The following is a 26,824-nucleotide window of genomic DNA, read 5'->3' on the forward strand; positions in this document are numbered from 1 at the left end:
TCTCTGTCAGTTCGCTGATTCGGAAACGAGGATTCCGGTCTTCATACACCAGTCGTGCAAGGGTTTCAGCGATTCATGTGAAAGCGCCGCCTGAAGATAGGCGAAAGTGCGCGGCATGTGTTTCATGTAGCCGGGCTTGCCGTCGCGCTGCATCAGCCGCACCCAGATGCCGACGAGTTTGCAGTTGCGCTGTGCCGACATCAGGTGCCAGTCGCGCAGGAATGTTGCCTCGTCGAAGCTGCCGCTGGCGCGCCGTTCGGCGAGATAGGTCTCCATCATCCGGCTTGCGAGCGAAGGCGCGATGGTGACGCGGGCATCCTGCACCAGGGACGCGACATCGTAGGCGGTCGGGCCGATCATTGCGTCCTGGAAGTCGATGAGACCGATCCGGTCCAGGCCTTCGCGGTCGCCACGCCAAATGATGTTCGGAGAGTGGAAATCACGCAGCAGCAGGTTCGTTTCGGATGTCTGCAGGAGGTCGATCAGGCCGTCCCAGATCTCTCCGTATTCGCGCTTCTCGTCGTCGCTTGCCGGCGCGCCACGTTTCCAGGGCAGATACCAGTCGGTCAGGAGCCGTGTCTCGATCTTCATCGCCGTCCGGTCGAAGTCCGGAATGCGGTGGATCACAGTCGGCTCGACGCTGATCTCGGCCTCGGACCGTTCCGCGTGCAGGCGGGCAAGCAGCCGTGCGCTCTCGATGTAGCGTTCGTCGATCGGTTCTCCGTCCGCATCGAGAACGCCGTCCGAGCCGAGGTCCTCGATCAGGAGGATGCCCTGGTCGAGATCGCGGGCGTAGATTTCAGGCGCCGCAAGGCCGCGGGCAATAAGCATCTGATCGACGGCGACGAAGGGAACGACATCCTCGGCGATGTGCGCCAGCTGCTGATAGTACTTTCCGTCCTGAAGGATCGGGCCCGGCTTGTGCCGCGGCGAATCCATCAGAATCCGGCTAACGGAACCGTCCGCCGGGTAAATGCGCTCATAGGCCCGGATCGAGGCGTCGCCGCTCAGGTGCCGGCGCCGCGCTTTCGAATGTCCGTTCGTATCGAGAAACGCGCGGATCGCCAGCGTTCGGGCGATGCGCTGCAGCGTGTCGTCAGGCGCCGAAATTTCGACGCGTCGCCCGTCCTTCTCGTGGGTGATAGACAGGGTGATGCGGCTTGAGGGCAGGGCGTCGTCCGCCCGTTCCGGCCACTCGACCAGGCAGATGCCCTGCGACAGGGCTTCATCGAAGCCGAGTTCGTCGAGTTCGCTGGAATCGGCCAGTCGGTAAAGGTCGAAATGCGCGACGGGAATGCGCAGGTCGTAGCTCTGCACCAGCGTGAAGGTCGGGCTCGGCACTTCCAGGCTGTCGTCATCGGCGACGGCTCTGAGAAACGCGCGTGCCAAAGTGGATTTGCCGGCGCCGAGATCGCCCGAAAGGGCAACGCAGTCGCCAGGTTTCAGGGCGAGCGCCAGGTCTTCACCAAGCTCGATCGTTGCCGCCTCGTCCGCAAGATGGCGTTCGATCGCCGGCATTATTCGGCCGCGACGGTCGACGGCACGTCGGCCGAGGGAATGCGGCAGGTCACTTCGGTGCCTTCGCCTTCCTTGCTGCGGATCGCGACAGTGCCGTGATGCAGGCTGACGAAGCTCTCGACGATCGAAAGCCCGAGCCCGGCGCCGCCGCGTTGGCCGTGGCTTTCAAAGCGGTTGAAGACGGTGTCGAGCACGTCCTGCGGAATGCCGGGGCCGCTGTCGGAGACCGAGAAGATGAAGTCGCTGCCCTCGCGGCGGCATGCCAGTTCGATGACGCTGCCATCGGGCGCGAAGTTCGCGGCATTGGTGAGCAGCTTGACGAAGATCTGCTTCAGGCGCTGCTGATCGGCGACCATCCGGCCGAGATTGTCGGGTGCTGCGATTCGGAGCGTGACGCCACTCTCGATCAGCCGGTCGGCCATCTGATGGGCGATGTCGTCGAGGAAGTCGGTGAGGCTGATGTCGGAGAGGTCGAGCTGGACGATACCGGCATCGACGGTCGCAAGATCGAGGATGTCGTTGACGATCGTCAGAAGCAGCGACGAGGACGTGGCGATGTGGTCGACATATTCGGCCTGGCGCTCGTTGAGGTCGCCGAAGGCAGGCGTCTTCAAAAGATCGGCGAAACCGATGATGTTGGTCAGCGGCGAGCGCAGCTCATAGGAAACGTGATGGACGAAGTCGTTCTTCAACGCGTCCGCCTTGCGCAGCGCCTCGTTCTTTTCGGTGAGCGCGCGCTCGACCCGGACGCTGTCTGTGATGTTGACGAAGGTCAGCATCGTCTGGGCATTCGGCAGCGGAATGACGGCGTAGTCGAGGATCAGCCCGGTTCGAAGTTCGAGGATGCCGCGGCTGGAGGGGCGTTCGTCGTCGAAACTGGTGATGATGTGGGTGAAGCGCTTCCATCCGTCCGGCCGGTCGTACGAGAGAAGGCAAGCCTGCTCGATCGCCCGGATGTGGGTGTCAGGCTTGGCTTCCGCTTCGCTGATGCCCCAGATCGCCCGGAACGCCGGGTTGGACAGGCGGATGCGGCCGTCAGGCCCGAACACCGCCACACCTTCGGCGAGATGGTCGATGGTTTCGCCCTGGACCTGGACGAGCGTGTTGTAGCGCGTTTCGAGATCGACCTTCTCGGTCAGGTTCTCAAACACCCAGGTAACGCCACCCTGCGGACGGGCGGTGGCAAAGACGCGCAGCGTCTGTCCGTTCGGCAGGTGCCAGAGATCGCTCTGCGTATCGAGCGCCTGGTAGACCGACAGCGCGTTCGCCTTCCACTGTTTCCAGTTGAGCTGTTCCGGCAGCTGGCCGCCGGCGCGCAGCCGGTCGAGCACTTCGCCGTTGTCCGGCTTGCGCTCGAGGAAGCCGATATCGAGGTTCCACAGGCGCTGGAAGGCCTGGTTGTAGAACTGCAGACGCTGGTTGCCGTCGAAGATCGCGACGGGTGTCGCCAGATGGTCGAGCGTTTCCGCATGGCTCTTGAGCGTGCGGTTGAGCTCTTCGCGCACGGCCTCGATGCCTGAGATATCGACTGCGATACCGGCCGAACCGGCAGCGCTGCGGGCATCGACGACGTCGAAGAAGGTGCGGTTGCCGCGCACGACAGTCGAGACCTTGTCGTGGAAAGGCGTATCGAAGGTCGAGACCGACCGGATTTTTTCGCGCGCGACGGTCGCAAGCAGCTCGCGCTTCTCCGCGACGGCGGTGGCGACATCGGGTGCCTCGACGGCGTCGGCATAGGCTTCGTTGACCCAGACGAGCGCGCCGTCGGTGCCTCGCTGCCAGACGGGCAGGTCGATTGCGTCGAGGAGCGTATGGAAGGAGCGAAGCGCGATATTGAGCCGGTCGTGTTCGAGCTTCAGTTCGGCGAGCTCCGCCCGCATGTTGTTGAGCGCGATGAAGCGCACGAAGGCGCGGCCGCCGGAAACGCGTCCCTGGGCCTCCAGCACTTCGTTGCGCTGCGTTTCGATGACCAGATCGAAGCTGCGGGCCTGAGTGCGAAGCGCCTCGATCGATTTTTCGAGCTCGCCCGCAGACTGCGCCTTGACCCAGCGGCCAAAGGCCAGGAAGTCGCGATCGTCGGAAGGCGCGCCGGTTTCCGCTGGCAGCTGGCCGAGCAGTTCGGCGCGTTCGAGAAGCCCGTCCCAGATGACGATCCGGCGGTTCTTGTCGGCGACCAGCGCCTGGTAGCGCGAGAGGCGTTGGTTGGCGTCGGAAAGGTCGGAGCGAAGCTCGCGGTTTTCCGCCTCGATGTTGCCGCGCTGGCGGATCAGCCAGATCGCCGAGATCATCGCGGCCGAAATGACGCCGATCAGCACGGAAAAGGTGACGACCTCGGACGAGCCGAAGATGCCGGCCTTTTGCGGGACAACCTGGGCCAGTGCGTCCGTGGCGGTGAAAAGGGTGGTGCCGGCCAAAAGGCGGCGCACGAATTTCGGACCCTTGCGGCGGATGGCCGGAAAATCTGTCTGGTCTTTGTTCATGGCGCTGCCATCCCCGTCTGTCCGAAGGGTGCTGCCGGCCTTGCTGCGCCTTGCACAGTTCCACCGGGGCCCTGTTCAAGGGTCCGCGTCAGTTCCGCTTGCATCCCCGGTCTGTCTCCGTCTGTTTGCCGCTAATTCGACAAGACATCCCATCCGCGATGCCCAAGGTCCGCACCGGCATCACGAATCAATGGGTTAGAGCATACTTCCTAGTCGAATCGTCGGGAAGGGAGAGGCCCAAAAAAGCGGCCGCGCTCTCTTGTCAAGAACGCGGCCACAAGATGTTGTGGATTGCCCGGGTAACGATTAGTACCGGTAGTGCTCAGCCTTGAACGGGCCCTGCGTCTTCACGCCGATGTAGTCGGCCTGTTCTTCGGAAAGTTCCGAGAGCTTGGCGCCGAGCTTCTTCAGGTGCAGGCGAGCGACCTTTTCGTCGAGCGCCTTCGGCAGGACGTAGACTTCGTTCTTGTACTTCTCACCCTTGGTGAAGAGCTCGATCTGAGCCAGGACCTGGTTGGAGAACGAGGCCGACATCACGAAGGACGGATGACCGGTGGCGTTGCCGAGGTTGAGCAGGCGACCTTCCGACAGAAGGATCATGCGGTTGCCCTTCGGGAACTCGATCATGTCGACCTGCGGCTTGATGTTCGTCCACTTGAGGTTACGCAGAGCCGAGACCTGGATCTCGTTGTCGAAGTGGCCGATGTTGCCGACGATCGCCATGTCCTTCATCTCGCGCATGTGGTCCATGCGGATGACGTCCTTATTGCCGGTCGTCGTGATGAAGATGTCGGCCGAAGAAACAACGTCTTCGAGCTGAACGACTTCGAAACCGTCCATGGCAGCCTGCAGCGCGCAGATCGGGTCGATTTCGGTGACCTTGACGCGGGCGCCGGCGCCCGAGAGCGAGGCAGCCGAACCCTTGCCGACGTCGCCGTAACCGCAGACAACGGCGACCTTGCCGGCCATCATCACGTCGGTGCCGCGACGGATGCCGTCAACCAGCGATTCCTTGCAGCCGTACTTGTTGTCGAACTTCGACTTGGTGACGCTGTCGTTGACGTTGATCGCCGGGAACGGCAGCAGGCCCTTGGCCTGGAGCTGGTACAGACGGTTGACGCCGGTGGTGGTTTCTTCGGTCACGCCCTTGATCGCGTCGCGCTGCTTGGTGAACCAGCCCGGCGAAGCGGCAAGGCGCTTCTTGATCTGTGCGACGAGGATTTCTTCTTCTTCCGAACCCGGGTTCGAAAGCACGTCCTCGCCGGCTTCGGCGCGGGCGCCGAGCAGGATGTACATGGTGGCGTCGCCACCGTCATCGAGGATCATGTTGGAAACGCCGCCGTCGGCCCACTGGAAGATCTTGTCCGTGTAGGTCCAGTATTCTTCGAGCGTTTCACCCTTGACGGCGAAGACCGGAACGCCGCTGGCGGCGATTGCGGCTGCGGCGTGGTCCTGGGTCGAGAAGATGTTGCAGGAGGCCCAGCGCACGTCGGCGCCCAGCGCAACCAGCGTCTCGATGAGGACGGCGGTCTGGATGGTCATGTGCAGCGAGCCGGTGATGCGCGCGCCCTTCAGCGGCTTCGAAGCGCCGAACTCTTCGCGGCAGGCCATCAGGCCCGGCATTTCCGTTTCGGCGATCGCAATTTCCTTGCGTCCGAAATCGGCGAGTCCGATGTCGGCGACAATGTAGTCCTGAGTGGTGGTCATGGAGTTCTCCGGGCTGATCTCTTCAAGCCGCGCGGCCTTGGCCATCTCCGCGGCGCGATTATGCCTCCCACGCCTATACGACGCGGTGAGAGTGCGACCGATCTATCAGGATTCAGGGTGAAGAGCAACCGTGATATAAAGAAGTCTTTATATCTTTATATTGCTGTCAGATTTCTTCGCCGAACTTGTCGGCGACCAGAGCGTCGAGCGCATTCAGCGCCTCTTCGGCTTGCGCCCCGCTGGCGGTCACGCAAACGCTGCAGCCGGTGCTGGCAGCCAGCATCATCAGCCCCATGATCGAGGTTCCGCCCACGGTCATGCCGTCCTTCGAGACGGTGATCTCGGCGTCATAGGCCTCGACCGTCTGCACGAACTTTGCTGACGCCCGCGCATGCAGGCCTCGCTTGTTGATGATCAGCAGTTCGCGCGTCAGCGACATGTCGGGGCGGTGATCCATTATTTCCCACTCAGGACGCGGCTGGCGACGTTGATGTACTTCCGCCCGGCCTCCGAGGCCTCGACCAGTGCCTTGTCCATGTCGCTCTCGCCGCGCACGCCGGCGAGCTTGATCAGCATCGGCAGGTTGACGCCGGCGATCACTTCGACGGTGCCGCTGCGCATCACCGAGATGGCGAGGTTGGAGGGGGTCCCGCCGAACATGTCGGTGAGGATGATGACACCGTTGCCTTCGTCGACATTGGTGACCGCGTCGAGGATATCCTGCCGACGCTGGTCCATGTCGTCCTCGGGGCCGATGCAGACGGTCTCTATAGCTTTTTGCGGACCGACAACATGCTCAAGCGCATGTCGAAATTCCTCAGCCAGCTTGCCATGGGTGACAAGCACAAGTCCGATCATGGGTATCTTCGCTCCAACTGCACACGCAATTCACTGATGGCCAGATATCGCAATGCAGCAATTTCGTCCACCTGTTGGGGAGGGCATCTTGGCAAGGAAAAGGGGAAGTGCAAGCCAAAAATGCCGAAAAACCGGTCGCGCTGACGGTAAATCGGGCTAGAAACCTATTTTTTCAGCGATGAGCGCCTGCAAAATATTGAGAACCTGCGCGCCATCTTCAACGGGAACGCGAACAATCGGCAATGCTCGCCCGAGTGGCAGGGGCAATGTCTCGTCATCAGGCGGCAGGCGCGGGTCGAATGGGGCGCTGACGGGCAGCAAGGCCCAGTCCATCACCGCGCTGGGCACGGTTTCGATCGTGCCGATGCCGGCACCGCGGATTTCGATGAGGCCGTGAATGGAGGGCGGGCAGCGCGCGACGATCCGGTCGTGTTCGAGCGCAAGATCCACCCGGTCATCGGCGACCAGCGCTGCAAAATGTCCGGCCCGTCGGGCGGCCGTGATGCATGCGAGCGCCAGTCTGGATTTGCCGGAGCCGGACGGGCCGGTGATCAGGAAGCCGCGCGTCCCGAGCACGATTGCAGTGCCGTGGACATTGGCGCGGGCGGTCGTCACGCGTGCGGCTCGGCGGGAAGGGACAGGATGAAGCGGGCGCCGGCGATACGGCCATCCGGTCCGGCGATGTTCTCGGCCTTGAGCGTGCCGCCATGGGCTTCGGCGATCTGCCTGGAGATCGACAGCCCGAGGCCGGAATTCTGGCCAAAGTCCTCGCCTTCCGGACGATCGGTATAGAAGCGCTCGAAAATGCGGTCGATGTCTTCGGCCTGGATGCCGGGACCATTGTCCTCGATATAGACGAGGCAGCGTGAGCGCGAGCGCGTCAGGCGCACGACGATCCGCCCGCCGTCCTCAGGCACGAAGGAACGGGCGTTTTCGATCAGGTTGGTAATGATCTGGCCGATGCGCAGGTCGTAGCCGCTGACGGCAAAGCGTGCCTTGGGGCTGTCCTTGCGGTCGATGACGAAATCGAGCAGCACCGCCTTCTTCTTGCTGCGGACCTGGCGCGAAATGTCGACGAGGTCGCCGAGGAGCTTTTCCAGGTCGATCGTCTTGGCGTCGCTGCGGGCAAGTTCCGCGTCGAGACGTGAGGCGTCCGAGATATCGCTGATCAGGCGGTCGAGGCGGCGGACGTCATGCTGGATGACGTCCATCAGCCGCTTCTTCGATTCGTCGGTGCGCGCCAAAGGCAGCGTCTCGACGGCGCTGCGCAGCGAGGTGAGGGGGTTTTTCAGCTCGTGGCTGACGTCGGCGGCAAAGTTCTCGATTGCGGCGATCCGGTCGTATAGCGCAGTCGTCATCTCACGCAGCGCGACCGAAAGGTTGCCGATCTCGTCCTGGCGCGAGGAGAAATCGGGAATTTCCTCGCGCTCCTTGGCGCCGCCACGGCGCACGCGCACGGCGGCTGCAGCCAGGCGCCGCAGCGGATTGGCGATCGTCGACGACAGAAGCAGCGACAGGATGATGTTGACGAGGGCTGCGACGCCGAAGACGCGGATGATGGCGAGACGCTCGGCCTGGACGATCTTGTCGATGTCGCCGGCCTGGGTCGAAAGCAGGAGCACGCCGAGAACGGCGCGGAAGCGCTGGACGGGCACCGCCACGGAAACGATGAGCTCGCCCTTCTCGGTAACGCGTTCGACATAGCCGCGCACGCCGGTCAGCGCATTGGTGACCTCGGGATAGATCGAGCCGTTGCCACCCGGCGGTTCCTTGTAGAGCGGCAGGTTGCCCGGCTGCAAAAGCTTGTTCAGCCAGCTGTTGAGCTTTTCGCCGATGCCCGTCGATTCCGGCTCGATCGGCGGCAGGTCGAAGCGCAGCACCTGGCCGCCGCTATAGAGATGGCGCGAATCGAGCAGCAGGTCGGCGTCCGCATCGAACAGCCGGGCGCGGGTGCGCGTCGGCGAGATCAGCCGGCGCAGAACCGGCGCGACGCGTTCCTGGATGATCGGGAAGTCGAGATCCTCGTCGCTCGGCAGCGGCGTGATGCTCTGGCCGGCCTGCAGTTCCAGCAGCTTTTCGGGATCGATGGTGATCGAATTGGTATCGACGGAAGCGGAAGCCGAGATCGCGCCGGCGATGATTTCGCCCTGGGTCAAAAGGCTTTCGACGCGCGCATCGATCAGCCCCTCGCGGAACTGGTTGAGGTACATGATGCCGCCGACCAGAACGACGAGCGCCACCAGGTTGAAGAAGACGATACGGCGGGTGAGGCTCGAGAAGACGGCATTGCCGAAGAGACGACGAATGAGCGTGAAGGGATGCGCCCAGCGGCGCTGGCCCTTCAGTGCCTGGGCACGCCCGTCATTGTCTTCAATGTCGCCCTGCAAGACTTCTACCAAATGTCCCGCTCCCGCGCGGACTGTCCTTCATAATCGTTCGATGGCGGCGGCGCTGCCGGCCGGCTGCGCCGCCTTCCATGGTTTTGATCCGAAGACGGCGGAGATCGTGTCGGGCCTCACAGGAGGCCATCACCATCGCGCCGCTTCAAATGCGCCACTCTGGGCGCGATGGCAAGCCCCTTGGGCTCAGGCACTTTCCCGGAAACGATAGCCGACACCGTAAAGCGTCTCGATCATGTCGAAGTCGTTGTCGACCATCTTGAACTTCTTGCGCAGCCGCTTGATGTGGCTGTCGATGGTGCGGTCGTCGACATAGACCTGTTCGTCATAGGCCGCGTCCATCAGTGCGTCGCGGCTCTTGACCACGCCCGGGCGCTGCGCCAGCGAGTGAAGAATGAGGAATTCCGTCACCGTCAGCGTCACCGGCTCGCTCTTCCAGGTGCAGGTGTGGCGCTCCTGGTCCATCACCAGCTGCCCACGCTCGAGCGAGCGCGACGGCGCGTCGGTTGCCTTGACGGTATTGTTCGTGTTGGCCGCCGCGGCTTCGCGGTTGGCGGCGCGGCGCAGGATCGCCTTGACGCGTTCGACCAGCAGGCGCTGCGAGAACGGCTTGGTGATGAAGTCGTCGGCGCCCATCTTCAGGCCGAAGAGTTCGTCGATCTCTTCATCCTTGGAAGTGAGGAAGATCACCGGCAGGTCCGACTTCTGCCTCAAGCGGCGCAGCAATTCCATGCCGTCCATGCGCGGCATCTTGATGTCGAAGATCGCAAGCTGCGGCGGCCGGGCGAGCAGGCCCTCGAGCGCGGAAGCGCCGTCGGTATAGGTCTCGACCTTGTAGCCCTCCGCCTCCAGGGCGATGGATACGGACGTCAGAATATTCCGGTCATCATCGACAAGCGCGATGGTCTGCATCGTGTTCAACTCCGTCTTTTGAGGTGCCGGTCCCGTCCCCGAAACTCCGGCATTCGCGAGTCACGGGTGCGTTAGTGAGTATAAAGGTGGAACAAATTGTGGCGAAGCCGAAAAAGCACCTGTCGTAACGATAGGATAGGTCCCGTCAGATCGGTGTTCGGGATGTCGATTTCAACCGATTAAAAAAACGATAATTTTCTTTAAATCGATTAATATACTGAAATCATTATTCTTTTTTTGACGTCGCCTTGTTTTTGAGCGAGCATGCAAGTAAGGTCCGGCGAAATTCAACGCCAATGGCCAAACACGAAGGAAGCTTGACCATGGAGCAACTCGGCACTCGCAATCTCGCGAACGGCTTGGAAAAACTCGGCTTTATCGACCTGGAAACAGTTCGGTACAACCTCGAAGCCGCAGAGCTTTATGAGGAAGCTCTTCGCCGCGGCGAGGCCGAACTGACGGCACACGGTGCGCTCGTTGCCCGTACCGGCCAGCACACCGGCCGCTCGCCAAAGGACAAGTTCGTCGTTCGCGATGCGAACACCGACGACCAGATCTGGTGGGACAACAACAAGCCGATGTCGCCGGAGCATTTTGCTCTGCTGCGCAAGGACATGCTCGAGCATGCCAAGGGCATGTCGCTCTACGTGCAGGACCTGGTTGGCGGCGCCGACGCCGACAACGCGCTGCCGACGCGCGTCGTTACCGAGTATGCTTGGCATTCGCTGTTCATCCGCAATCTGCTGATTCGCCCGGCCCGCGAAGCGCTCGGCGCCTTCCTGCCGAAGCTGACGATCATCGATCTGCCGAGCTTCAAGGCTGATCCGGAGCGCTACGGCTGCCGCACCGAGACGGTCATCGCCTGCGATTTCACCAACGGCCTGATCCTCATCGGCGGCACGTCCTATGCCGGCGAGATGAAGAAGTCGGTCTTCACCGTCCTCAACTACCTGCTACCGAAGAAGGGCGTCATGCCGATGCACTGCTCGGCAAACGTCGGCCCGGCCGGCGACACGGCGATCTTCTTCGGCCTTTCCGGCACCGGCAAGACGACGCTTTCGGCCGACCCGACCCGCACGCTGATCGGCGACGACGAGCACGGCTGGGGCGAGCAGGGCGTCTTCAACTTCGAAGGCGGCTGCTACGCCAAGGCGATCCGCCTGTCGGAAGCTGCCGAGCCCGAAATCTACGCCACGACCCGCCGCTTTGGCACCGTCATGGAAAACGTCGTGCTCGACGAGCGCCGCGTGCCTGATTTCGATGACGGTTCGCTGACGGAAAATACCCGTTGCGCCTATCCGCTCGACTTTATCCCGAATGCCAGCGACACCGGCACCGCACCGCAGCCGCGTACCATCATCATGCTGACGGCCGACGCCTTCGGCGTGATGCCGCCAATCGCCAAGCTGACGCCGGAACAGGCGATGTACCACTTCCTGTCCGGCTACACCGCCAAGGTTGCGGGCACCGAAAAGGGCGTTACCGAGCCGGAAGCCACCTTCTCGACCTGCTTCGGCGCACCGTTCATGCCGCGTCACCCGTCGGAATACGGCAACCTCTTGAAGGATCTGATCGCCAAGAACGGCGTCACCTGCTGGCTGGTCAACACCGGCTGGACCGGCGGCGCCTACGGCACCGGCAGCCGCATGCCGATCAAGGTGACGCGCGCTCTGCTCGCGGCCGCGCTTGACGGTTCGCTGAACGCTGCGGAACTGCGCACCGATGCCAACTTCGGCTTTGCCGTTCCGGTCTCGGTCCCGGGCGTCGACGACGGCATCCTCGACCCACGCTCGACCTGGGCCGATGGTGCAGCCTATGACGCACAGGCCCGCCGCCTGGTCGACATGTTCATCACGAACTTCGCCAAGTTCGAGAGCCATGTGGACGGCAGCGTTCGCGACGCGGCTCCCGGTACGAAGATCGCCGCCGAATAAACATTGTCGGCTATGATTCACGTGAAACCCGGTCCTTGTGGCCGGGTTTTTCGCTTTCGCGCCCGCTCTGTGTCCCTTTAAATCCCCTTCGATCTAAGGCGAGCCAAAGTGCTACGGGGACCTTTGCGCCTCTGATGAGACGCGCGGCGCGGCAGTGTTTTCAACGGGTTCGCTCTGTGCCATAGATCGGGCCGAGGTGAACCATGGCCAGCGACCCGCTCTACATAAACGACAATATCGTCCTTGCCGGCTGGGAGCTGACGGAGCAATTCGTGCTGGCCGGTGGCCCGGGCGGGCAGAACGTCAACAAGGTGTCGACCGCCGTTCAGCTGTTCTTCAACGTCCAGGCGTCTCCGGCGCTTTCCGATCGCATCAAGGCCAACGCCCTGAAGATCGCCGGCAAACGCGCCTCGAAAGAGGGCGTGCTGATGATCGAGGCGAGCCGCTTTCGCAGCCAGGAGCGCAACCGCGAGGATGCGCGCGAGCGGCTGAAGGAGTTGATCCTCAAGGCCGCCGAACCCCCGCCGCCGCCGCGCAAGAAGACCAGGCCGACGCGCGGTTCCGTCGAGCGGCGTCTCAAGGAGAAGTCGGGTCGCGGGGAGATCAAGAAGCTCCGGGGCCGGCCTGGAGGCGATTGATTCTTTTTGCGGCTCCCTTGCCTTTTGGCGGGCAGCGCCCTCTCTTATCGAGCAGTGTTTTCGCAAAAGGAGATATTCATGGGTCTTTTCAGCTTTATCAAGAACGCCGGCAAGAAGCTTGGCATCGGCGGCGACGACGATGCTCCGGATGCCGAAAGCGTTCAGAAGGAACTTGCATCCCACGATCTCGGCACGAAGGACGTGCAGGTCGAAGTGGCCGGTGACAAGGTCGTGCTGAAGGGTGTCGTGAAGGACCAGAGCGTCTTCGAAAAGGCCGTCGTCGCCGTCGGCAACACGCTCGGCGTGTCCGCGGTCGAGGCCTCCGAACTCAAGGTCGCCGATGCCGGCGCAGCACCTGCTCCGGCAAAAGCGCCCGTCTTCTATACGGTCAAGAAGGGCGACAACCTCTGGAAGATCGCCGAGGCGCAGTACGGCAAGGGCAAGGGCGCCAAGCACACGGTGATCTTCGAAGCCAACAAGCCGATGCTGACCCATCCGGACAAGATCTATCCCGGCCAGGTTCTGCGCATTCCGGATCTGGATGCGGCCTGAGCGTGTCCTTCAGGCGGTCGCTTGCAATTGCCGCGCTGGCGAGCCTCTGGCTTGCCGGCGTTTCTCTGGCGCAGCCTTTCCGTGAACCCGCCAAGGGCAGCACGGAGCGTGCCGCCATCCTCGACGCGATCCGCCCCGCGGTCGAAGCCGAGATGCGCGGTCCCGTCGAATTTGTCGTCACCACCATGCGCGCCGCTCCCAACTGGGCCTTCATGCAGGTCGAGCCGCAGCGTCCCGGTGGCGGATCCATCGACCTGTCGCAAACCGGGTTGCGTGACGAGGCCGACATGATGGATGGTCTGACGGTGTTCGCACTTGTCAGTTTCCAGAATGGCCGCTGGAACCTGGTCGATCATGTTGTCGGGCCGACGGATGTCGCCTATGCCGGCTGGCCGCTTCGCTATGGCGTTCCGGCTGCACTTCTCGGCCTGGAGCAATAGGGGCTTTCAAATGCAGGTGCTCCCGAAAGGGATCAGACATATTCCGGGCTATCTCGATCGCGCCCGACAAGAACAACTGGTCGAGGCGATAAGGTCCGTCGTTGCCGAAGCGCCGCTGTTCGTCCCGGAAATGCCGAAGACCGGGAAGCCCATGTCCGTGCGCATGACCAATTGCGGTGCGCTCGGTTGGGTCACGGACCGCGATCGCGGCTATCGTTACCAGGCTCAGCATCCGGTGACCGGCCGTCCCTGGCCAGCGATGCCGGATATCCTGCTCGATATCTGGAATGCGGTTTCCGCAAGCAGCAAGGCGCCCGAGGCCTGCCTGGTAAATTTCTATTCCGAAGAGGCCCGCATGGGTCTGCACCAGGATCGCGACGAGCGCGACCTTGAGACCGCCGTCGTCTCGATCTCGCTCGGCGACAGCTGCCTCTTCCGCGTCGGCGGCAATACGCGCGGCGGCCAGACAATGTCTTTCCGGCTGGAAAGCGGCGATGTCGTGGTGCTGGGTGGGGAAGGGCGGCTCGCCTTACATGGCGTCGACCGGATCTATCCGAGCACGTCGACGCTGCTGAAGAATGGCGGGCGGGTCAACCTGACGCTCCGCCGCGTCAATCCCTAATGATGCGCTGAAAGCTCAGAGCTTCCTGAGCGCCACCTTTTCCGTCAGGTGGTTCGGGCCCTTCTGCAGGATCAGGTCGGCGCGCGGGCGCGTCGGCAGGATGTTCTGGTGCAGGTTCTTCAGGTTGATGTTGTGCCAGAGGCCCTCGGCAATGGCGCGGGCCGCATCCTCACTGATGGTCGCGTAGCGGTGGAAGTAGGATTCCGGGTTCTTGAAGGCGGTTTCGCGCAGCCGCATGAAGCGGTTGACGTACCAGCTGTGGATCAGGCTCTCCTCGGCGTCGATATAGATCGAGAAATCGAAGAAATCCGACACCATCGGCACGATCTTGCCGTCAGCCGGCAGGTTGCGCGACTGCAGCACGTTGATGCCTTCGAAGATCAGGATATCCGGCCGGTCGATGACGGTGTATTGGTCGGGCAGCACGTCATAGGTCAGGTGTGAATAGCTCGGCGCCTTGACGTTCGGCTGACCGGCCTTGATCGCCGACAGGAAGCGTAGAAGCGCTCCGACGTCGTAGCTCTCCGGAAAGCCCTTGCGGTCCATCATGTTTTCGCGCTGGAGCACGGCGTTCGGATAGAGGAAGCCGTCTGTCGTCACCAGGTCGACCTTCGGGCTCGACGGCCAGCGCGCCAGAAGCTGTGCCAGAATACGGGCCGTCGTCGACTTGCCGACGGCGACCGATCCGGCAATGCCGATGACGAAAGGGGTCTTCGTCTCGGACATGCTGAGGAAGCGCTTGCGCTGCTCAAAGAGCATCTGCGACGATTCAACATGGGTCGAAAGCAGGCGTGACAGCGACAGGTAGATCTGCCGCACTTCGCCGAGATCGACCGGGTCGTTCAGCGAGCGCAGCCGCTGCACCTCGTCGGCCGTCAGCGTCAGCGGCGTATCGGCGCGAAACCGCGACCATTCCTCGGCAGTGAAGAAGTGATAGGGCGAATAGTCCCGCTTCTGCAGATTGTCCGGCAGGTCGGCCGCTTCGATGTCTTTCGCCGCTATCGTCATGGGGTCTGCCGATTTGCCTTTTCCTGCAGGCCGGATTGGTTGGTCCGCCGCTGAAGTTCGTTGAGCACATCCTGCAACGGAACGTCGGCGATCTTCAATACGACCATCAGATGATAGATGAGATCGGCGCTTTCGGCGACGAGATTCGCGCGGTCGTTGCTGATCGCGGCGATCACCGTCTCGACCGCTTCCTCGCCGAGTTTCTTGGCCGCCTTCGGCTGGCCGCCGGCGACCAGCTTTGCCGTCCAGGATTGGTCCGGGGCCGCCTGCGCGCGTGTCGCGACGATGGCCTCGAGGTCGGAAAGTGTGAAATCAGCCATGGAAGATCCTGAAGCTCAGTCGAGGCGCATGGCGATGCCATGCTCGGCCATATAGCGCTTGGTTTCGCCAATGCTATAGGTGCCGAAATGGAAGATGGAGGCGGCGAGAACGGCGGTCGCGTGACCGTCCCTGATGCCGGCGACCATGTGGTCGAGCGTGCCGACACCGCCGGACGCAATCACTGGCGCGCGGACCGCGTCGGCGACGGCGCGGGTCAGCGCGATGTCGTAGCCGCTCTTGGTGCCGTCACGGTCCATCGAGGTCAGAAGGATCTCGCCGGCGCCGAGATCGACCACACGGCGGGCAAAATCGATCGCGTCGATCCCGGTCGGCTGGCGTCCGCCATGGGTGAAGATCTCCCAGCGATCGGCTTCGCCGTCCGTCGAGACCTTCTTGGCGTCGATGGCAACGACGATGCACTGGTTGCCGAACTTGTCTGCCGCTTCCGCGACGAATTCCGGGTTCTTTACCGCAGCCGTATTGATCGACACCTTGTCGGCGCCGGCCAGGAGCAGCTTGCGGATGTCCGAAACCTGGCGCACGCCGCCGCCGACGGTCAGCGGCATGAAGCATTGTTCGGCGGTACGGGCGATGACGTCGAAGATCGTCTCGCGATTGTCCGAGGACGCGGTGATGTCGAGGAAGCAGAGTTCGTCGGCGCCGGCAGCGTCATAGGCGCGGGCCGCCTCCACCGGGTCGCCGGCGTCGATCAGGTCGACGAAGTTGACACCCTTGACGACACGGCCGTCCTTGACGTCGAGGCAGGGTATGACACGGGCTTTAAGCGACATGGGTCAGGCCTTTCTCGCGGCGCGGATGAGGTCCAGCGCTTCCTGGGGGTCGACACGGCCGTCATAGAGCGCGCGGCCGGAGATGGCGCCTTCGAGCTTGCGTGCATCCGGCTCGACCATACGCCTGATATCGTCCATCGAGGCGAGGCCACCCGACGCGATGACAGGAATGGAAACCGCGTCCGCCAGTTCCAGCGTCGAGGCCCAGTTGATGCCGGTCAGGATGCCGTCGCGGTCGATGTCGGTATAGATGATCGCCGAGACGCCAGCGCCTTCGAACTTCTTGGCAAGCTCGATCACGCCGAGTTCGGATGCCTCGGCCCAGCCTTCGACGGCGACCTTGCCGCCTTTGGCGTCGATGCCGACGGCGACCTTGCCCGGGAATTTGGCGCAGGCTTCGATGACGAGTGCCGGATCACGCACGGCGACGGTGCCGAGGATGACGCGGGCAAGACCGCGCGACAGCCAGTTTTCGATATGGTCGAGTGTGCGGATGCCGCCGCCAAGCTGCACCGGGTTCTTGGTCGCCTTGAGAATGGCGTCGACGGCGGCACCGTTGACCGTCTCACCGGCAAAGGCGCCGTTAAGGTCGACGACGTGCAGCCATTCGAAGCCCTGGTCTTCAAAGGCGCGGGCCTGGGCCGCGGGGTCGGGGTTGTAAACCGTCGCCTGCTCCATGTCGCCGAGCTTCAGGCGCACGCATTGCCCGTCTTTCAGGTCGATCGCGGGAAAAAGGATCATGGGTCTGTCCAATCAGTCGTGCGAAAGCTCAGGGCTTCCAGCGCAGGAAATTCGAGATGAGGGCGAGGCCAAGCGCCTGGCTCTTTTCCGGGTGGAACTGTGAGCCCGCCTTGTTGCCGTTGGCGACGAACGCCGTGACCGGTCCGCCATAGTCCGCCTCGGCGACCACGTCGGCGGCGTTCTCGGCGGCCAGGTGGTACGAATGCACAAAATAGGCATGCAGACCGGCTTCGCCAACCCGGATGCCGTCAAACAGCGGATGCTCGCGCTTGAGCTTCAGCGTGTTCCAGCCGATCTGCGGGATCTTCAGCGTTGTGTCGGCGGGCGTCATTTCGACGACATCGCCGGGGATCCAGCCGAAACCATGGGTGATGGTCTTCTCAAGCCCGCGCGACGACATCAACTGCATGCCGACGCAGATGCCGAGGAACGGCCGGCCAGCCTGTTCGACCGCTTCCGTCAATGCCTGCTCCATGCCATCGACGGCAGCAAGGCCACGGCGGCAATCGGCATAGGCGCCGACGCCTGGAAGCACGATGCGGTCGGCGCTCGCCACCCGCTCCGGCTTGTCGGTAAGGTCGATCTCGGCTGCAATGCCGGCTTCGCGGGCGGCGCGTTCAAAGGCCTTGGTGGCCGAGCGCAGGTTGCCCGAGCCGTAATCGATGATGGCGACGCGCATCAGCGTTCTCCGTAGGAATCAAAAAGGCCGAGACCAGGGCCGCCACTTGAGGGCTTGCGCACGGTCCAGTCGGCCGGGGAAGGGGCGGCGGGCTTGGTCTCGTTCGAAGCCAGGCTCGTGAAATAGATCTCTTCGGCCGCTTCGAGATTGGGCGCCGGCACGATGGAGCGCAGCGTCCAGTCACGGGCAGTCAGGCTGCGCGCCACCAGAACCGGTCCTTCGAGCGCCACCACCAGCCGAAGCGCGAGGTTCGCCAGGAGAGCCGGTAAGAAACCGCTCTCGTGGTTCGACAGGAATATTAACGAGATCTGCAGAACAGCAACTGCGATGCCGATTGCCCATTGGCGCTTGGCCAGAAGCCAGAGCGTCGGGAAAAGGAAGGCCCACCAGGAAAAGCCGTCGGCGACGAAGCGCGCCCGCTCGTCGTTGGCGCGCGCACCCGGCGGGGTGAGGATCATGTAAGAAGCCATGAGTCAAAGCCAGTGACTGGCCGCTTAGGCAAGGGTCCCCTTGGTCGAGGGAACGCGGCCGGCCTGGCGCGGGTCGATTTCGGTTGCGGTGCGCAGCACCCGGGCGACGGACTTGAAGCAGGTCTCGGCGATATGATGGTTGTTGGCGCCGTAGATGTTCTGGATATGCAGCGTGATCCCGGCGTGCTGGGCGAGCGCCTGGAAGAATTCGCGCACGAGTTCCGTGTCGAAGGTGCCGATTTTCGGCGACGTGAAGGTCACGTTCCAGACGAGGAACGGCCGGCCGGAAACGTCCACCGCCGCACGCGTCATCGTCTCGTCCATCGCGAGATCGAGCGAGGCGTAGCGGGTGATGCCGCGCCGGTCGCCGAGCGCCTTGGCAATCGCCTGGCCGATGGCAATGCCGGTGTCTTCGACCGTATGGTGATCGTCGACATGCAGGTCGCCGTCCGTCTTGATCTCCATGTCGATGAGGGAATGGCGGGCGAGCTGGTCCAGCATATGGTCGAAGAAACCGACGCCGGTCGAAATCTTCGAAACGCCGGTGCCGTCGATGTTGACCGATACGGATACCGCGGTTTCGTTGGTCTTTCGCGAAACCTCTGCGGTACGGCTGGACGTGGCTTCTGCCATCGGGCTCTCCTGTATACGCTGACGCGGCTCCTTATCAGGCAAAAGCTGAAATATCCAGAACTTGAACGGTCGATTCGAATCATCCGGTGCCAGCCGCCGAACGAAGATTGCGCCGGCGGCCTGTTGCCATTTGCAAACCTGTCTGCCGTACTTACATAGGCCTCAAGCAACCAGGCTCGTGTCACGAGCCGCAATGCCCCGCGTATCAGGGGCCCACGGGTAATTTCATGAGCGAACACAATCCCTACGGAACGATGCATGCGACGACCATCATCACGGTACGCAAGGATGGCAAGGTGGTGATGGCTGGCGACGGCCAGGTGAGCCTCGGCCAGACCGTGATGAAGAGCAACGCGCGCAAGGTGCGGCGGCTTGCCAAGGGCGACGTGATTGCCGGTTTTGCCGGCGCCACCGCCGATGCCTTCACGTTGCTGGAACGGCTCGAAGCCAAGCTCGAGCAGTATCCCGACCAGCTGATGCGCGCTGCCGTCGAGCTCGCCAAGGACTGGCGCACCAACAAGTATCTGCGCAATCTCGAAGCGATGATGCTGGTTGCCGACAAGTCGATCACGCTGGCGATCACCGGCAATGGCGACGTTCTCGAACCCGAGCACGGCACGATCGCCATCGGATCGGGCGGCAACTACGCCTTTGCCGCGGCCCGCGCCCTGATGGACAGCGACAAGTCGGCCGAAGACATCGCCCGCCGGGCGCTGCAGATCGCCGGAGACATCTGCGTCTACACCAACCACAATATCGTCGTGGAGACACTGGATGCCCAATGAGCCCGCGCATGTCAGTTTCGTGCCGGTGGCCGATAGCCACCTGCCGCTGCTGCATGCCTGGCTGAGCGAGCCGCATGTGCGGCAATGGTGGGGCGACCCGGACAAGGAAGTGGCGCTGATCCGCGAAGGCTGTGAGACGGGCGAAGTGGAAGGCTTCATCTTCCACGTGGCCGGCGAGCCGGCGGGCTACATCCAGTCCTGGGTGCCGGCCCGATACCCGGACGACGAGCCCTGGGCGAAGGACATGCCGGCCGATGTGCCCGGCATCGACATCTTCATCGGCCCGGCGGAACTGACGGGCCGGGGCGTCGCATCGCTCGCGGTCCGGGCCTTTGCCGGGCGGCTCTTTGCCGCCGGCGCCCCCCGCGTCGTGATCGACCCCGACGCCGGCAACCGAAGGGCTGTCAGCGCCTACACCAAGGCCGGCTTCGTGCCTTACGCAGAATGGATTGATACGTCCGGCCGCACCCTCCTGATGGAGCTGACGCGGACCGAGTTTGAGAGGACTACATGAGTACGTTTTCACCCAGGGAAATCGTGTCGGAACTCGACCGTTTCATCATCGGCCAGAACGACGCCAAGCGCGCCGTGGCGATCGCGCTTCGTAACCGCTGGCGCCGCCAGCAGCTCGGCGACGAGCTGCGCGACGAGGTGATGCCGAAGAACATCCTGATGATCGGACCGACCGGTGTCGGCAAGACCGAGATCTCCAGGCGTCTTGCCAAGCTCGCCGGCGCGCCCTTCGTCAAGGTCGAGGCGACCAAGTTCACCGAGGTCGGCTATGTCGGCCGCGACGTCGAGCAGATCATCCGTGACCTTGTGGAGGTCGGCATAGGCCTCGTGCGCGAAAAGCGCCGCGCCGAAGTCAAGGCAAAGGCGCACCAGAATGCGGAGGAGCGTGTGCTAGACGCGTTGGTCGGCGCCACCGCGTCGCCGGCAACGCGCGACAGTTTCCGCAAGAAGCTGCGGGCCAACGAACTCGACGACAAGGAAATCGAGATCGACATCGCCGAGACCGGCGCGCCGGGCGGCGGCTTCGAGATCCCGGGCATGCCGGGCGCAAATATCGGCGTGCTCAATCTTTCGGAGATGTTCGGCAAGGCGCTCGGCGGCCGCACCAAGAAGGTCAAGACGACGGTCAAGGCTTCCTATGCCATGCTGATCGACGACGAGTCCGACAAGCTGCTCGACAACGAGCAGATCCAGCGCGAAGCCATGAAGGCAGTCGAAGACGACGGCATCGTCTTCCTCGACGAAATCGACAAGATCGCCTCGCGGGAGGGTGGCATGGGCGCCGGCGTGTCGCGTGAAGGCGTGCAGCGAGATCTGCTGCCGCTCGTCGAAGGCACGACGGTCGCCACCAAGTACGGGCCCGTCAAGACCGACCACATCCTCTTCATCGCGTCCGGCGCCTTCCATGTGGCAAAGCCGTCGGACCTGCTGCCGGAATTGCAGGGCCGCCTGCCGATCCGCGTCGAGCTGCGCGCGCTGACCAAGGAAGACTTCCGCCGTATCCTGACGGAAACCGAGGCGAGCCTCATCCGCCAGTACAAGGCGCTGCTGGACACGGAAGAGGTCAAGCTCGACTTCACGGACGACGCGATCGACGCGCTTGCGGACGTGGCCGTGCAGTTGAACGCGACGGTCGAGAACATCGGCGCCCGCCGGCTGCAGACCGTGATGGAGCGTGTGCTGGACGAGATTTCGTTCAACGCACCCGACCGTGCCGGCCACGAGGTGACGATCGACGCCGAATATGTGCGCAAGCATGTCGGCGACCTCGCCGCCAACACCGACCTGTCGCGCTACATCCTGTGACATTTCGGTCGTAGGGCCATGCAAACGCCCGCAACCCTGAATACGCAGGCCGCCTGTCTCTCGACAGGCGGCCGCATTTTTTCTAACACGGATGCGGTTACCGATCGTGGTCCGGGCATTTTTCCGACATGATCTTGGCGTAGGAGCGCCCCGCCGACCGAGGCAGCCTCCACCAGTCACAGGAAGAAGAGATCGTGCGTTTCACCGCCTGCATGCTCGCTATCGCCACGTTTTGCCTGACCGCAAGCCAGTCATTCGCCGCGACCGACGTTCCGCCGGGCAACCGCAACGTCGAGCAACCGGCGATCCCCGGCGCTTCCGTGCGCCGCACCAAGGCCGGCCGCACCTCTTTTGACGCCAAGTTCGACAAGGTCCGCGATCTCCTGGCGACCGACAAGCAGCTGATCAGCAAGATCAAGTCCGTGTCGCGCGCCTATGGCATCGCGCCGATCCACATGGTCGGCGCCATCGTCGGCGAACACACCTACAATGTCGACGCCTACGACCGGCTGCAGTCCTATTACGTCAAGGCGGCGGCCTATGCTGGCAACAGCTTCCAGTTCGGTTATGATGGCGAGACGGTCGCCGAATTCGTGGCGCGCCCGCAATTTTCCGAATGCGGCGCCAAGAAGGGCGCCTATGCGCTGTGGAGCTGCCGCGAGCGGGTCTGGGACAACGACTTCCGCGGCAAATCGGTGGGCGGCAAGTCCTACCCGAACAACCGGTTCAGCGCCGTCTTCTTCCAGCCGTTCTTCGCCGGTCAGACCTTTGGCCTCGGTCAGATCAACCCGCTGACGGCGCTGATGTTGACCGATATCGTCGCGAAGACCTCGGGCTATGAGCGCCTGGACGAGAACAACGCCGCCGGCGTCTATGAGGCGATCATGGATCCGGACGTGTCGCTCGCCTACATGGCGGCCTCGATCCGCCACTCGATCGATGCCTACAAGTCGATCGCCGGCGTCGACATCTCCACCAACCCAGGCGTCACCGCGACGCTCTACAATGTCGGCAATCCCGATGGCCGCGCCTCAGCGCTCGCCGCCAAGATCCAGAGTGGTCAGGCGCAATGGCCGGAGGAAAACTATTACGGCTGGCTCGTCAACGACAAGCTGTCGGAACTCGAAAGCCTGCTGTGATTCACGTGAAGCACTTTCCTTGATTGCGCCGTAAAAACCTGAAATCCTGGGGCAATCGAGAAAGGCAATCACCATGGACATGCGTCCGGAGCCGTTCGAACCGCCGGCTCCCGTTCCCCGTGTCGGCATTCCTTCCTACCTGAAGATCATCAGGACCGTGCTGCGCAATCCGCTCGAACTGTGGGGCGAGCCGTCCTATACGCTGCCCTGGATCGAGACGAAGTTCGTCACCCAGCGCACCCTGATCGTCAACGATCCCGGCCTGATCCGCCATATCCTCGTCGACAATGTCGGCAACTACGAGATGTCTAAGGTTCGCCGGCTGATCCTGCGACCGATCCTGCGTGACGGTCTGCTGACGGCTGAAGGAGAGGTCTGGAAGCGTTCGCGCAAGGCCATGGCGCCGGTGTTCACGCCGCGCCACGCCAAGGGTTTCGCCGGGCAGATGCTGCGCAGTTCGGAAGCGTTCGTCGAGCGCTATGCTGGAGCCAAGAAGGCACCCTTCACCACCAATGTCGCCAATGACATGACGGAGCTGACCTTCGATATCCTGGCCGAAACGCTGTTTTCCGGTGAAGTCGCTGTCGAGAGGGACGGGTTCGTCCAGAGTGTGGAGGAACTGCTGCACCGCATGGGCCGCGTCGATCCGATGGACATTCTGCTGGCCCCGGAGTGGGTCCCGCGTCCGACCCGCATCGGCGGCAGGAAAGTGATGAACCGGTTTCGTTCGATCGTCTCGGAGACCATGGCGCTTCGCCGCCGCAAGATGGCGGAGGATCCGAAGGGCACGCCGCAGGATTTCCTGACGTTGCTTCTGGAAATCGAAGGCAGCCAGGGCCTTTCGACCGCTGAGATCGAAGACAACATCCTGACATTCATCGGTGCCGGGCACGAAACCACCGCCCGGGCACTTGCCTGGACGCTCTACTGCGTCGCCAATACCCCCGCCTATCGCGAGATCATGGAAGCCGAGATCGATGCGGCGATGGCCAGCGGCGCCGAACCGGTCGAATGGCTCGGCCTGATGCCGCATGTGCTTGCCGCCTTCGAGGAGGCAATGCGGCTCTATCCACCGGCGCCGTCGATCAACCGTGCGGCGATCGAGGAAGACGCGTGGACCTCGCCGTCAGGCGAGCAGGTGCGCATCCCCAAGGGTATCGCGGTACTGATCATGCCCTGGACGCTGCATCGCCACGTCCTCTATTGGGAGAAGCCGCGCGCTTTCATGCCCGAGCGTTTCCTGCCGGAAAACCGCGAAAAGCTGCACCGCTACCAGTATCTGCCTTTCGGGGCCGGCCCGCGCGTCTGCATCGGCGCGACCTTTGCGCTGCAGGAGGCGGTGATCGCGCTCGCGGTGATGATGCACCGCTACCGCTTCGATCCGACGGCAGAGACCAATCCCTGGCCGGTGCAGCGGCTCACTACTCAACCGCGGGGCGGGTTGCCGATGAGGGTTTCGGTTCGCTGAAGGTCTTGCCGGGGATCGGTGACTGTACCGAACGCACCGGAGAATCCGCCGGCTTCGGCTGCTGCAGCATCTTCGACGGTTTCTTGATCGTCTTGATCTGGGCGCAGGTGGCGTCGCCGACATTGTCGCAAGGTTTGTAGACGACGATCTCGCTGCCGGCGCCATCGTCCCAGACCGCCTGGATCGTCAGCGTCTGCGCCGTTTTGGCGGGTAGCGAGATATAGACATACTCGACTGTCTCGTCGCCCGGCAGATTGAAAGGCAGCTGCGGATTGCACTTGGCCAACGGGAAGCGTTGGTCGAGCGCGTCCGAATTGATCGAATAGCGGATTTCCGATAGCCGGCAATGCATCGTCTGCAATGCGGTGAAATAGATCAGCTGCCGGTCGTCATAGTCGCGAAACTGGATCCAGCCGGTCTGCTTGTTGGCATCGAGCATCGCCTTGTAAATTGCGACTTCGGGCAGCTGCGGCTTGTATTCTTCCTCGTCCGTGTCCTGGGCGTGCGCCGTCCCAATCGGAAGCGCAAGGGAGATAGCCGAAAGCAGCCAAGCAAGAGCGAGTGGACGGCGGCGTTGGTGCATGCGCTATGTCTCCGGCCTGCCTTTGTGTCGCTCGACAGATCATCGATGTCTGCGGCACGATGGTTTTCCCTTGAAATATGTCATATCACCGCATCGATCCCCATTGAACCCGGGGCCTCTGCGCCCCGCGCGAATTCCGGACTGCGCGAATTGACCTCCCATTTTCTTCTCGGCATCGACACCGGCGGCACCTACACCGACGCCGCCCTCTTCTCGGAGACGCAAGGGGTGGTCGCCAAGGCCAAGGCGCTGACGACCCGCCACGACCTCACGGTCGGTATTTCCGGTGCGGTCGAAGCGGTGCTCGATCAGGCCAAGGTGCCGGTCTCGGCAATCAGCATGGTCTCGCTGTCGACGACGCTTGCCACCAATGCGCTGGTCGAAGGGCAGGGCGGTCGCGCCGGCCTCGTCATGATCGGTTTCGGTCCCGAGGATCTGAAGCGCGACGGTTTGCAGGAAGCGCTTGGCTCCGACCCGGTGATCTTCCTGCCGGGCGGGCACAATGTGCATGGCGGTGAGACCCCGCTGGACATGAGCGAGCTCGATGCCGTCCTGCCAACGCTTGCTGGTCAGGTCTCCTCCTTCGCTGTTGCCGGCTATTTCGCTGTGCGCAATCCGGATCATGAAAAGCGCGTGCGCGATCGCATTCGCGAGGTCTCGCACTTGCCGGTCACCTGCAGCCACGAACTGTCCTCGAAGCTCGGCGGGCCGCGCCGAGCCCTGACGACGCTGCTCAACGCCCGCCTCGTCTCGATGATCGACCGGCTGATCGGGGCCTGCGAAGGGTTCCTCAAGGCGCGCGGCATCGACGTGCCCATGATGGTGGTGCGCGGTGACGGTGCGCTGATCTCGGCCGAGGAGGCTCGACTGCGCCCGATTGAAACCATTCTTTCCGGCCCGGCGGCGAGCCTCGTCGGCGCAAGGCATCTGACCGGCCTCGACAATGCCGTGGTCTCCGACATCGGCGGCACGACGACCGACGTCGCTGTTCTCGATGGCGGCCGTCCGCGGCTCGACGCCGAAGGGGCCGTCGTCGGCGGCTTTCGCACCATGGTCGAGGCGGTGGCGATGCGGACCTATGGTCTCGGCGGTGATTCGGAAGTGCGCATCAATGATCGCGGCCTCAAGGCGAAGATCGACCTCGGCCCGCGCCGGCTGATGCCGCTCAGCCTTGCCGCAGCGCTCCACGGCGATGCGGTCATCTCCGTTCTTGAAAGACAGATGCGCGCCCAGCACACCGGACGCAATAACGGACGCTTTGCCGTTCGCACCGGCCTACCGGACCATCTTGCAAGCGGCCTGCAGCCACAGGAGCAGGCGCTCTACGAGCGCATCGATAGCGTCCCCGTGTCGCTGGAAACGCTGTTGGTCTCGACGCCGCAAAAGGCGACGCTCGATCGCCTGGTGGCCCGCGGGCTTGTCCATATCTGTGGTCTCACGCCGTCCGACGCCATGCATGTGCTCGGCCGGCAGTCGCAATGGAACCTCGAAGCGGCCGAACTCGGCATTCAGCTTGCCGCCCGCACCCGCGACGGCTCTGGCCAGCCGATTGCTTCTTCTCCGGAGGCGATGGCGCAGATGATCGTCGACCGCCTGACGCGACAATCCTCCGAAGTCATCCTGCAGGCCTGCCTTGGCGAAGATGGCGCCGGTGCGATCGATCCCGCCGTGTCTCAGGCCGTCGATCGTGCGCTGACCCGGACGCCGGGCATCGTGCGGTTCTCGCTCGGTCTTGACCGCCCACTCGTCGGCCTTGGTGCTTCGGCGCCGGTTTATTACCCGGCTATCGCCGATATGCTCGGAACCGAAGCCGCCATTCCCGAGGAGGCCGGCGTCGCCAATGCCGTCGGCGCCGTGGTCGGCCAGGTGAGCGCCACCGTCACTGTTTTCGTGACGATGCCGGAGGAGGGGATCTTCATCGTCAACGGCGCCGGGACCAGCGAACGTTTTCTCGATCAGGAAAAGGCGTTTGATGCCGCACGCCGGCGGGCCGAGACGACGGCACTGGAAACGGCACGCACCAATGGTGCCGATGATCCCGCTGCGTTGCTGCGCGAGGAAATCGATGCGCCGGAGGTCGAGGGCAGCCGTAAGCTTGTCGAGGCCCGGTTCATTGCGTCCGCCAGCGGTCGTCCGCGCATCGCCCACGGCTGATCTTTTCCATTTCGGAAACAATTCTTCGCATCCTTGCAGAATTGACAGGGAATGAATTGATGAGAAACTGCGGCCGTTTCACGCGCGTATTGCGCATGGGCTGGTCCGCGACCCGCTTCAGGCGCAAGATCAACATGTTGGGGCGTTTTCATCGCATCCGGTCGGATCGGTGGC

At 63.0% G+C, this 26,824-nt stretch carries 27 protein-coding genes; 11 read left to right on the top strand and 16 right to left on the bottom strand.

Annotated features, from left to right (window positions below):
- Nucleotides 1–6 precede the first annotated feature (6 nt).
- The 8 genes from tsaE to chvI all read right to left on the bottom strand — a co-directional run bounded on the left by tsaE (nt 7) and on the right by chvI (nt 9,874).
- The gene (gene tsaE / locus M2267_RS27815; protein ID WP_429119083.1) at nt 7–1,518 is read right to left on the bottom strand and encodes a tRNA (adenosine(37)-N6)-threonylcarbamoyltransferase complex ATPase subunit type 1 TsaE; all 1,512 of its coding nucleotides are present in this window, start codon (nt 1,516–1,518) and stop codon (nt 7–9) included.
- Nucleotides 1,518–3,998, bottom strand: coding sequence for an ATP-binding protein (locus M2267_RS27820; protein ID WP_429119085.1), 2,481 nt, complete (start codon nt 3,996–3,998; stop codon nt 1,518–1,520). The genes tsaE and M2267_RS27820 overlap by 1 nt, the downstream gene beginning before the upstream one ends.
- Nucleotides 3,999–4,304: 306 nt before the next feature.
- A complete protein-coding gene (gene ahcY, locus M2267_RS27825; protein WP_034801698.1) occupies nt 4,305–5,705 on the bottom strand; it encodes an adenosylhomocysteinase in 1,401 nt (466 codons plus the stop codon).
- A gap of 166 nt (nt 5,706–5,871) precedes the next feature.
- On the bottom strand, nt 5,872–6,162 hold the full coding sequence (locus M2267_RS27830; protein WP_043624332.1) for an HPr family phosphocarrier protein: 291 nt from the start codon (nt 6,160–6,162) through the stop codon (nt 5,872–5,874).
- On the bottom strand, nt 6,162–6,563 hold the full coding sequence (locus M2267_RS27835; RefSeq protein WP_034801684.1) for a PTS sugar transporter subunit IIA: 402 nt from the start codon (nt 6,561–6,563) through the stop codon (nt 6,162–6,164). The genes M2267_RS27830 and M2267_RS27835 overlap by 1 nt, the downstream gene beginning before the upstream one ends.
- 156 nt (nt 6,564–6,719) lie before the next feature.
- On the bottom strand, nt 6,720–7,178 hold the full coding sequence (locus M2267_RS27840; RefSeq protein WP_429119086.1) for an HPr kinase/phosphorylase: 459 nt from the start codon (nt 7,176–7,178) through the stop codon (nt 6,720–6,722).
- Complete coding sequence (locus M2267_RS27845; protein ID WP_429119133.1) at nt 7,175–8,908, bottom strand: stimulus-sensing domain-containing protein; 1,734 nt, start codon at nt 8,906–8,908, stop codon at nt 7,175–7,177. The genes M2267_RS27840 and M2267_RS27845 overlap by 4 nt, the downstream gene beginning before the upstream one ends.
- Before the next feature lie 240 nt (nt 8,909–9,148).
- Nucleotides 9,149–9,874, bottom strand: a complete 726-nt coding sequence (gene chvI, locus M2267_RS27850) for a two-component system response regulator ChvI (RefSeq protein ID WP_043626797.1) — start codon at nt 9,872–9,874, stop codon at nt 9,149–9,151.
- Nucleotides 9,875–10,197: 323 nt separating this feature from the next.
- Here chvI and M2267_RS27855 point away from each other — a divergent pair, with 323 nt between their 5' ends.
- The 5 genes from M2267_RS27855 (at nt 10,198) to M2267_RS27875 (ending at nt 14,060) form a co-directional block, all read left to right on the top strand.
- Nucleotides 10,198–11,808 carry a phosphoenolpyruvate carboxykinase gene (locus M2267_RS27855; protein ID WP_429119088.1) on the top strand — a complete coding sequence of 537 codons (1,611 nt, stop codon included), beginning with the start codon at nt 10,198–10,200 and terminating at the stop codon, nt 11,806–11,808.
- A gap of 203 nt (nt 11,809–12,011) precedes the next feature.
- Complete coding sequence (gene arfB / locus M2267_RS27860) at nt 12,012–12,446, top strand: alternative ribosome rescue aminoacyl-tRNA hydrolase ArfB (RefSeq protein WP_429119090.1); 435 nt, start codon at nt 12,012–12,014, stop codon at nt 12,444–12,446.
- 78 nt (nt 12,447–12,524) lie between these two features.
- A complete protein-coding gene (gene lysM, locus M2267_RS27865) occupies nt 12,525–12,998 on the top strand; it encodes a peptidoglycan-binding protein LysM (RefSeq protein WP_043616146.1) in 474 nt (157 codons plus the stop codon).
- A gap of 2 nt (nt 12,999–13,000) precedes the next feature.
- The gene (locus M2267_RS27870; protein ID WP_429119093.1) at nt 13,001–13,438 is read left to right on the top strand and encodes a hypothetical protein; all 438 of its coding nucleotides are present in this window, start codon (nt 13,001–13,003) and stop codon (nt 13,436–13,438) included.
- Nucleotides 13,439–13,448: 10 nt separating this feature from the next.
- Nucleotides 13,449–14,060 (top strand): alpha-ketoglutarate-dependent dioxygenase AlkB family protein, encoded by a 612-nt coding sequence (locus M2267_RS27875; RefSeq protein WP_429119095.1) that lies wholly within the window; start codon nt 13,449–13,451, stop codon nt 14,058–14,060.
- Nucleotides 14,061–14,075: 15 nt separating this feature from the next.
- Here the strand turns inward: M2267_RS27875 and coaA are convergent, their stop codons facing one another.
- From coaA to hisB, 7 genes are read right to left on the bottom strand one after another with little or no spacing between them, the layout of a single operon-like run.
- Nucleotides 14,076–15,068 carry a type I pantothenate kinase gene (coaA, locus tag M2267_RS27880; protein ID WP_077968629.1) on the bottom strand — a complete coding sequence of 331 codons (993 nt, stop codon included), beginning with the start codon at nt 15,066–15,068 and terminating at the stop codon, nt 14,076–14,078.
- Nucleotides 15,065–15,388 carry a phosphoribosyl-ATP diphosphatase gene (locus M2267_RS27885; protein ID WP_192451519.1) on the bottom strand — a complete coding sequence of 108 codons (324 nt, stop codon included), beginning with the start codon at nt 15,386–15,388 and terminating at the stop codon, nt 15,065–15,067. The genes coaA and M2267_RS27885 overlap by 4 nt, the downstream gene beginning before the upstream one ends.
- Before the next feature lie 15 nt (nt 15,389–15,403).
- On the bottom strand, nt 15,404–16,180 hold the full coding sequence (gene hisF / locus M2267_RS27890) for an imidazole glycerol phosphate synthase subunit HisF (RefSeq protein ID WP_429119098.1): 777 nt from the start codon (nt 16,178–16,180) through the stop codon (nt 15,404–15,406).
- Between the two features lie 3 nt (nt 16,181–16,183).
- Complete coding sequence (gene hisA / locus M2267_RS27895; RefSeq protein ID WP_429119100.1) at nt 16,184–16,921, bottom strand: 1-(5-phosphoribosyl)-5-[(5-phosphoribosylamino)methylideneamino]imidazole-4-carboxamide isomerase; 738 nt, start codon at nt 16,919–16,921, stop codon at nt 16,184–16,186.
- 28 nt (nt 16,922–16,949) lie between these two features.
- Nucleotides 16,950–17,600: an imidazole glycerol phosphate synthase subunit HisH gene (hisH, locus tag M2267_RS27900; protein ID WP_060608913.1), complete on the bottom strand. Its 651-nt coding sequence runs from the start codon at nt 17,598–17,600 to the stop codon at nt 16,950–16,952.
- Complete coding sequence (locus tag M2267_RS27905) at nt 17,600–18,070, bottom strand: DUF2628 domain-containing protein (protein WP_429119102.1); 471 nt, start codon at nt 18,068–18,070, stop codon at nt 17,600–17,602. Before M2267_RS27905 ends, hisH begins: the two co-directional genes overlap by 1 nt.
- A 24-nt stretch (nt 18,071–18,094) precedes the next feature.
- Nucleotides 18,095–18,703 (bottom strand): imidazoleglycerol-phosphate dehydratase HisB, encoded by a 609-nt coding sequence (gene hisB, locus M2267_RS27910; protein ID WP_104667904.1) that lies wholly within the window; start codon nt 18,701–18,703, stop codon nt 18,095–18,097.
- A gap of 227 nt (nt 18,704–18,930) precedes the next feature.
- Here hisB and hslV point away from each other — a divergent pair, with 227 nt between their 5' ends.
- The 5 genes from hslV (at nt 18,931) to M2267_RS27935 (ending at nt 23,913) form a co-directional block, all read left to right on the top strand.
- Nucleotides 18,931–19,488, top strand: coding sequence for an ATP-dependent protease subunit HslV (gene hslV / locus M2267_RS27915; RefSeq protein ID WP_051659613.1), 558 nt, complete (start codon nt 18,931–18,933; stop codon nt 19,486–19,488).
- Nucleotides 19,478–20,002 carry a GNAT family N-acetyltransferase gene (locus tag M2267_RS27920; protein WP_043616117.1) on the top strand — a complete coding sequence of 175 codons (525 nt, stop codon included), beginning with the start codon at nt 19,478–19,480 and terminating at the stop codon, nt 20,000–20,002. The genes hslV and M2267_RS27920 overlap by 11 nt, the downstream gene beginning before the upstream one ends.
- Nucleotides 19,999–21,306 (top strand): ATP-dependent protease ATPase subunit HslU, encoded by a 1,308-nt coding sequence (gene hslU / locus M2267_RS27925; protein WP_429119108.1) that lies wholly within the window; start codon nt 19,999–20,001, stop codon nt 21,304–21,306. Before M2267_RS27920 ends, hslU begins: the two co-directional genes overlap by 4 nt.
- 194 nt (nt 21,307–21,500) lie before the next feature.
- On the top strand, nt 21,501–22,445 hold the full coding sequence (locus M2267_RS27930; protein WP_429119110.1) for a DUF1402 family protein: 945 nt from the start codon (nt 21,501–21,503) through the stop codon (nt 22,443–22,445).
- Between the two features lie 73 nt (nt 22,446–22,518).
- Nucleotides 22,519–23,913, top strand: coding sequence for a cytochrome P450 (locus M2267_RS27935; RefSeq protein ID WP_429119112.1), 1,395 nt, complete (start codon nt 22,519–22,521; stop codon nt 23,911–23,913).
- Here the strand turns inward: M2267_RS27935 and M2267_RS27940 are convergent.
- Nucleotides 23,867–24,496: a hypothetical protein gene (locus M2267_RS27940; RefSeq protein ID WP_429119114.1), complete on the bottom strand. Its 630-nt coding sequence runs from the start codon at nt 24,494–24,496 to the stop codon at nt 23,867–23,869. The genes M2267_RS27935 and M2267_RS27940 overlap by 47 nt on opposite strands.
- 150 nt (nt 24,497–24,646) lie before the next feature.
- Here M2267_RS27940 and M2267_RS27945 point away from each other — a divergent pair, with 150 nt between their 5' ends.
- On the top strand, nt 24,647–26,650 hold the full coding sequence (locus M2267_RS27945) for a hydantoinase/oxoprolinase N-terminal domain-containing protein (protein ID WP_429119116.1): 2,004 nt from the start codon (nt 24,647–24,649) through the stop codon (nt 26,648–26,650).
- The last annotated feature ends 174 nt before the right edge of the window (nt 26,651–26,824 follow it).

Origin of the sequence: Ensifer sp. KUDG1, from assembly GCF_050434285.1 — a bacterium.
GTDB lineage: Bacteria > Pseudomonadota > Alphaproteobacteria > Rhizobiales > Rhizobiaceae > Ensifer.

Excerpts from the sequence above, each read along its gene's own strand:
- hisB (WP_104667904.1), bottom strand. The coding sequence starts at position 18,703 with ATGGCAGAAGCCACGTCCAGCCGTACCGCAGAGGTTTCGCGAAAGACC.
- chvI (WP_043626797.1), bottom strand. The coding sequence starts at position 9,874 with ATGCAGACCATCGCGCTTGTCGATGATGACCGGAATATTCTGACGTCC.
- hisF (WP_429119098.1), bottom strand. The coding sequence starts at position 16,180 with ATGTCGCTTAAAGCCCGTGTCATACCCTGCCTCGACGTCAAGGACGGC.
- M2267_RS27905 (WP_429119102.1), bottom strand. The coding sequence starts at position 18,070 with ATGGCTTCTTACATGATCCTCACCCCGCCGGGTGCGCGCGCCAACGAC.
- hisA (WP_429119100.1), bottom strand. The coding sequence starts at position 16,921 with ATGATCCTTTTTCCCGCGATCGACCTGAAAGACGGGCAATGCGTGCGC.
- M2267_RS27830 (WP_043624332.1), bottom strand. The coding sequence starts at position 6,162 with ATGGATCACCGCCCCGACATGTCGCTGACGCGCGAACTGCTGATCATC.
- coaA (WP_077968629.1), bottom strand. The coding sequence starts at position 15,068 with ATGACGATAGCGGCGAAAGACATCGAAGCGGCCGACCTGCCGGACAAT.
- M2267_RS27835 (WP_034801684.1), bottom strand. The coding sequence starts at position 6,563 with ATGATCGGACTTGTGCTTGTCACCCATGGCAAGCTGGCTGAGGAATTT.
- M2267_RS27885 (WP_192451519.1), bottom strand. The coding sequence starts at position 15,388 with ATGGCTGATTTCACACTTTCCGACCTCGAGGCCATCGTCGCGACACGC.
- M2267_RS27940 (WP_429119114.1), bottom strand. The coding sequence starts at position 24,496 with ATGCACCAACGCCGCCGTCCACTCGCTCTTGCTTGGCTGCTTTCGGCT.
- M2267_RS27875 (WP_429119095.1), top strand. The coding sequence starts at position 13,449 with ATGCAGGTGCTCCCGAAAGGGATCAGACATATTCCGGGCTATCTCGAT.
- M2267_RS27855 (WP_429119088.1), top strand. The coding sequence starts at position 10,198 with ATGGAGCAACTCGGCACTCGCAATCTCGCGAACGGCTTGGAAAAACTC.
- hisH (WP_060608913.1), bottom strand. The coding sequence starts at position 17,600 with ATGCGCGTCGCCATCATCGATTACGGCTCGGGCAACCTGCGCTCGGCC.
- arfB (WP_429119090.1), top strand. The coding sequence starts at position 12,012 with ATGGCCAGCGACCCGCTCTACATAAACGACAATATCGTCCTTGCCGGC.
- lysM (WP_043616146.1), top strand. The coding sequence starts at position 12,525 with ATGGGTCTTTTCAGCTTTATCAAGAACGCCGGCAAGAAGCTTGGCATC.
- M2267_RS27920 (WP_043616117.1), top strand. The coding sequence starts at position 19,478 with ATGCCCAATGAGCCCGCGCATGTCAGTTTCGTGCCGGTGGCCGATAGC.
- M2267_RS27820 (WP_429119085.1), bottom strand. The coding sequence starts at position 3,998 with ATGAACAAAGACCAGACAGATTTTCCGGCCATCCGCCGCAAGGGTCCG.
- ahcY (WP_034801698.1), bottom strand. The coding sequence starts at position 5,705 with ATGACCACCACTCAGGACTACATTGTCGCCGACATCGGACTCGCCGAT.
- hslU (WP_429119108.1), top strand. The coding sequence starts at position 19,999 with ATGAGTACGTTTTCACCCAGGGAAATCGTGTCGGAACTCGACCGTTTC.
- M2267_RS27935 (WP_429119112.1), top strand. The coding sequence starts at position 22,519 with ATGGACATGCGTCCGGAGCCGTTCGAACCGCCGGCTCCCGTTCCCCGT.
- tsaE (WP_429119083.1), bottom strand. The coding sequence starts at position 1,518 with ATGCCGGCGATCGAACGCCATCTTGCGGACGAGGCGGCAACGATCGAG.
- hslV (WP_051659613.1), top strand. The coding sequence starts at position 18,931 with ATGAGCGAACACAATCCCTACGGAACGATGCATGCGACGACCATCATC.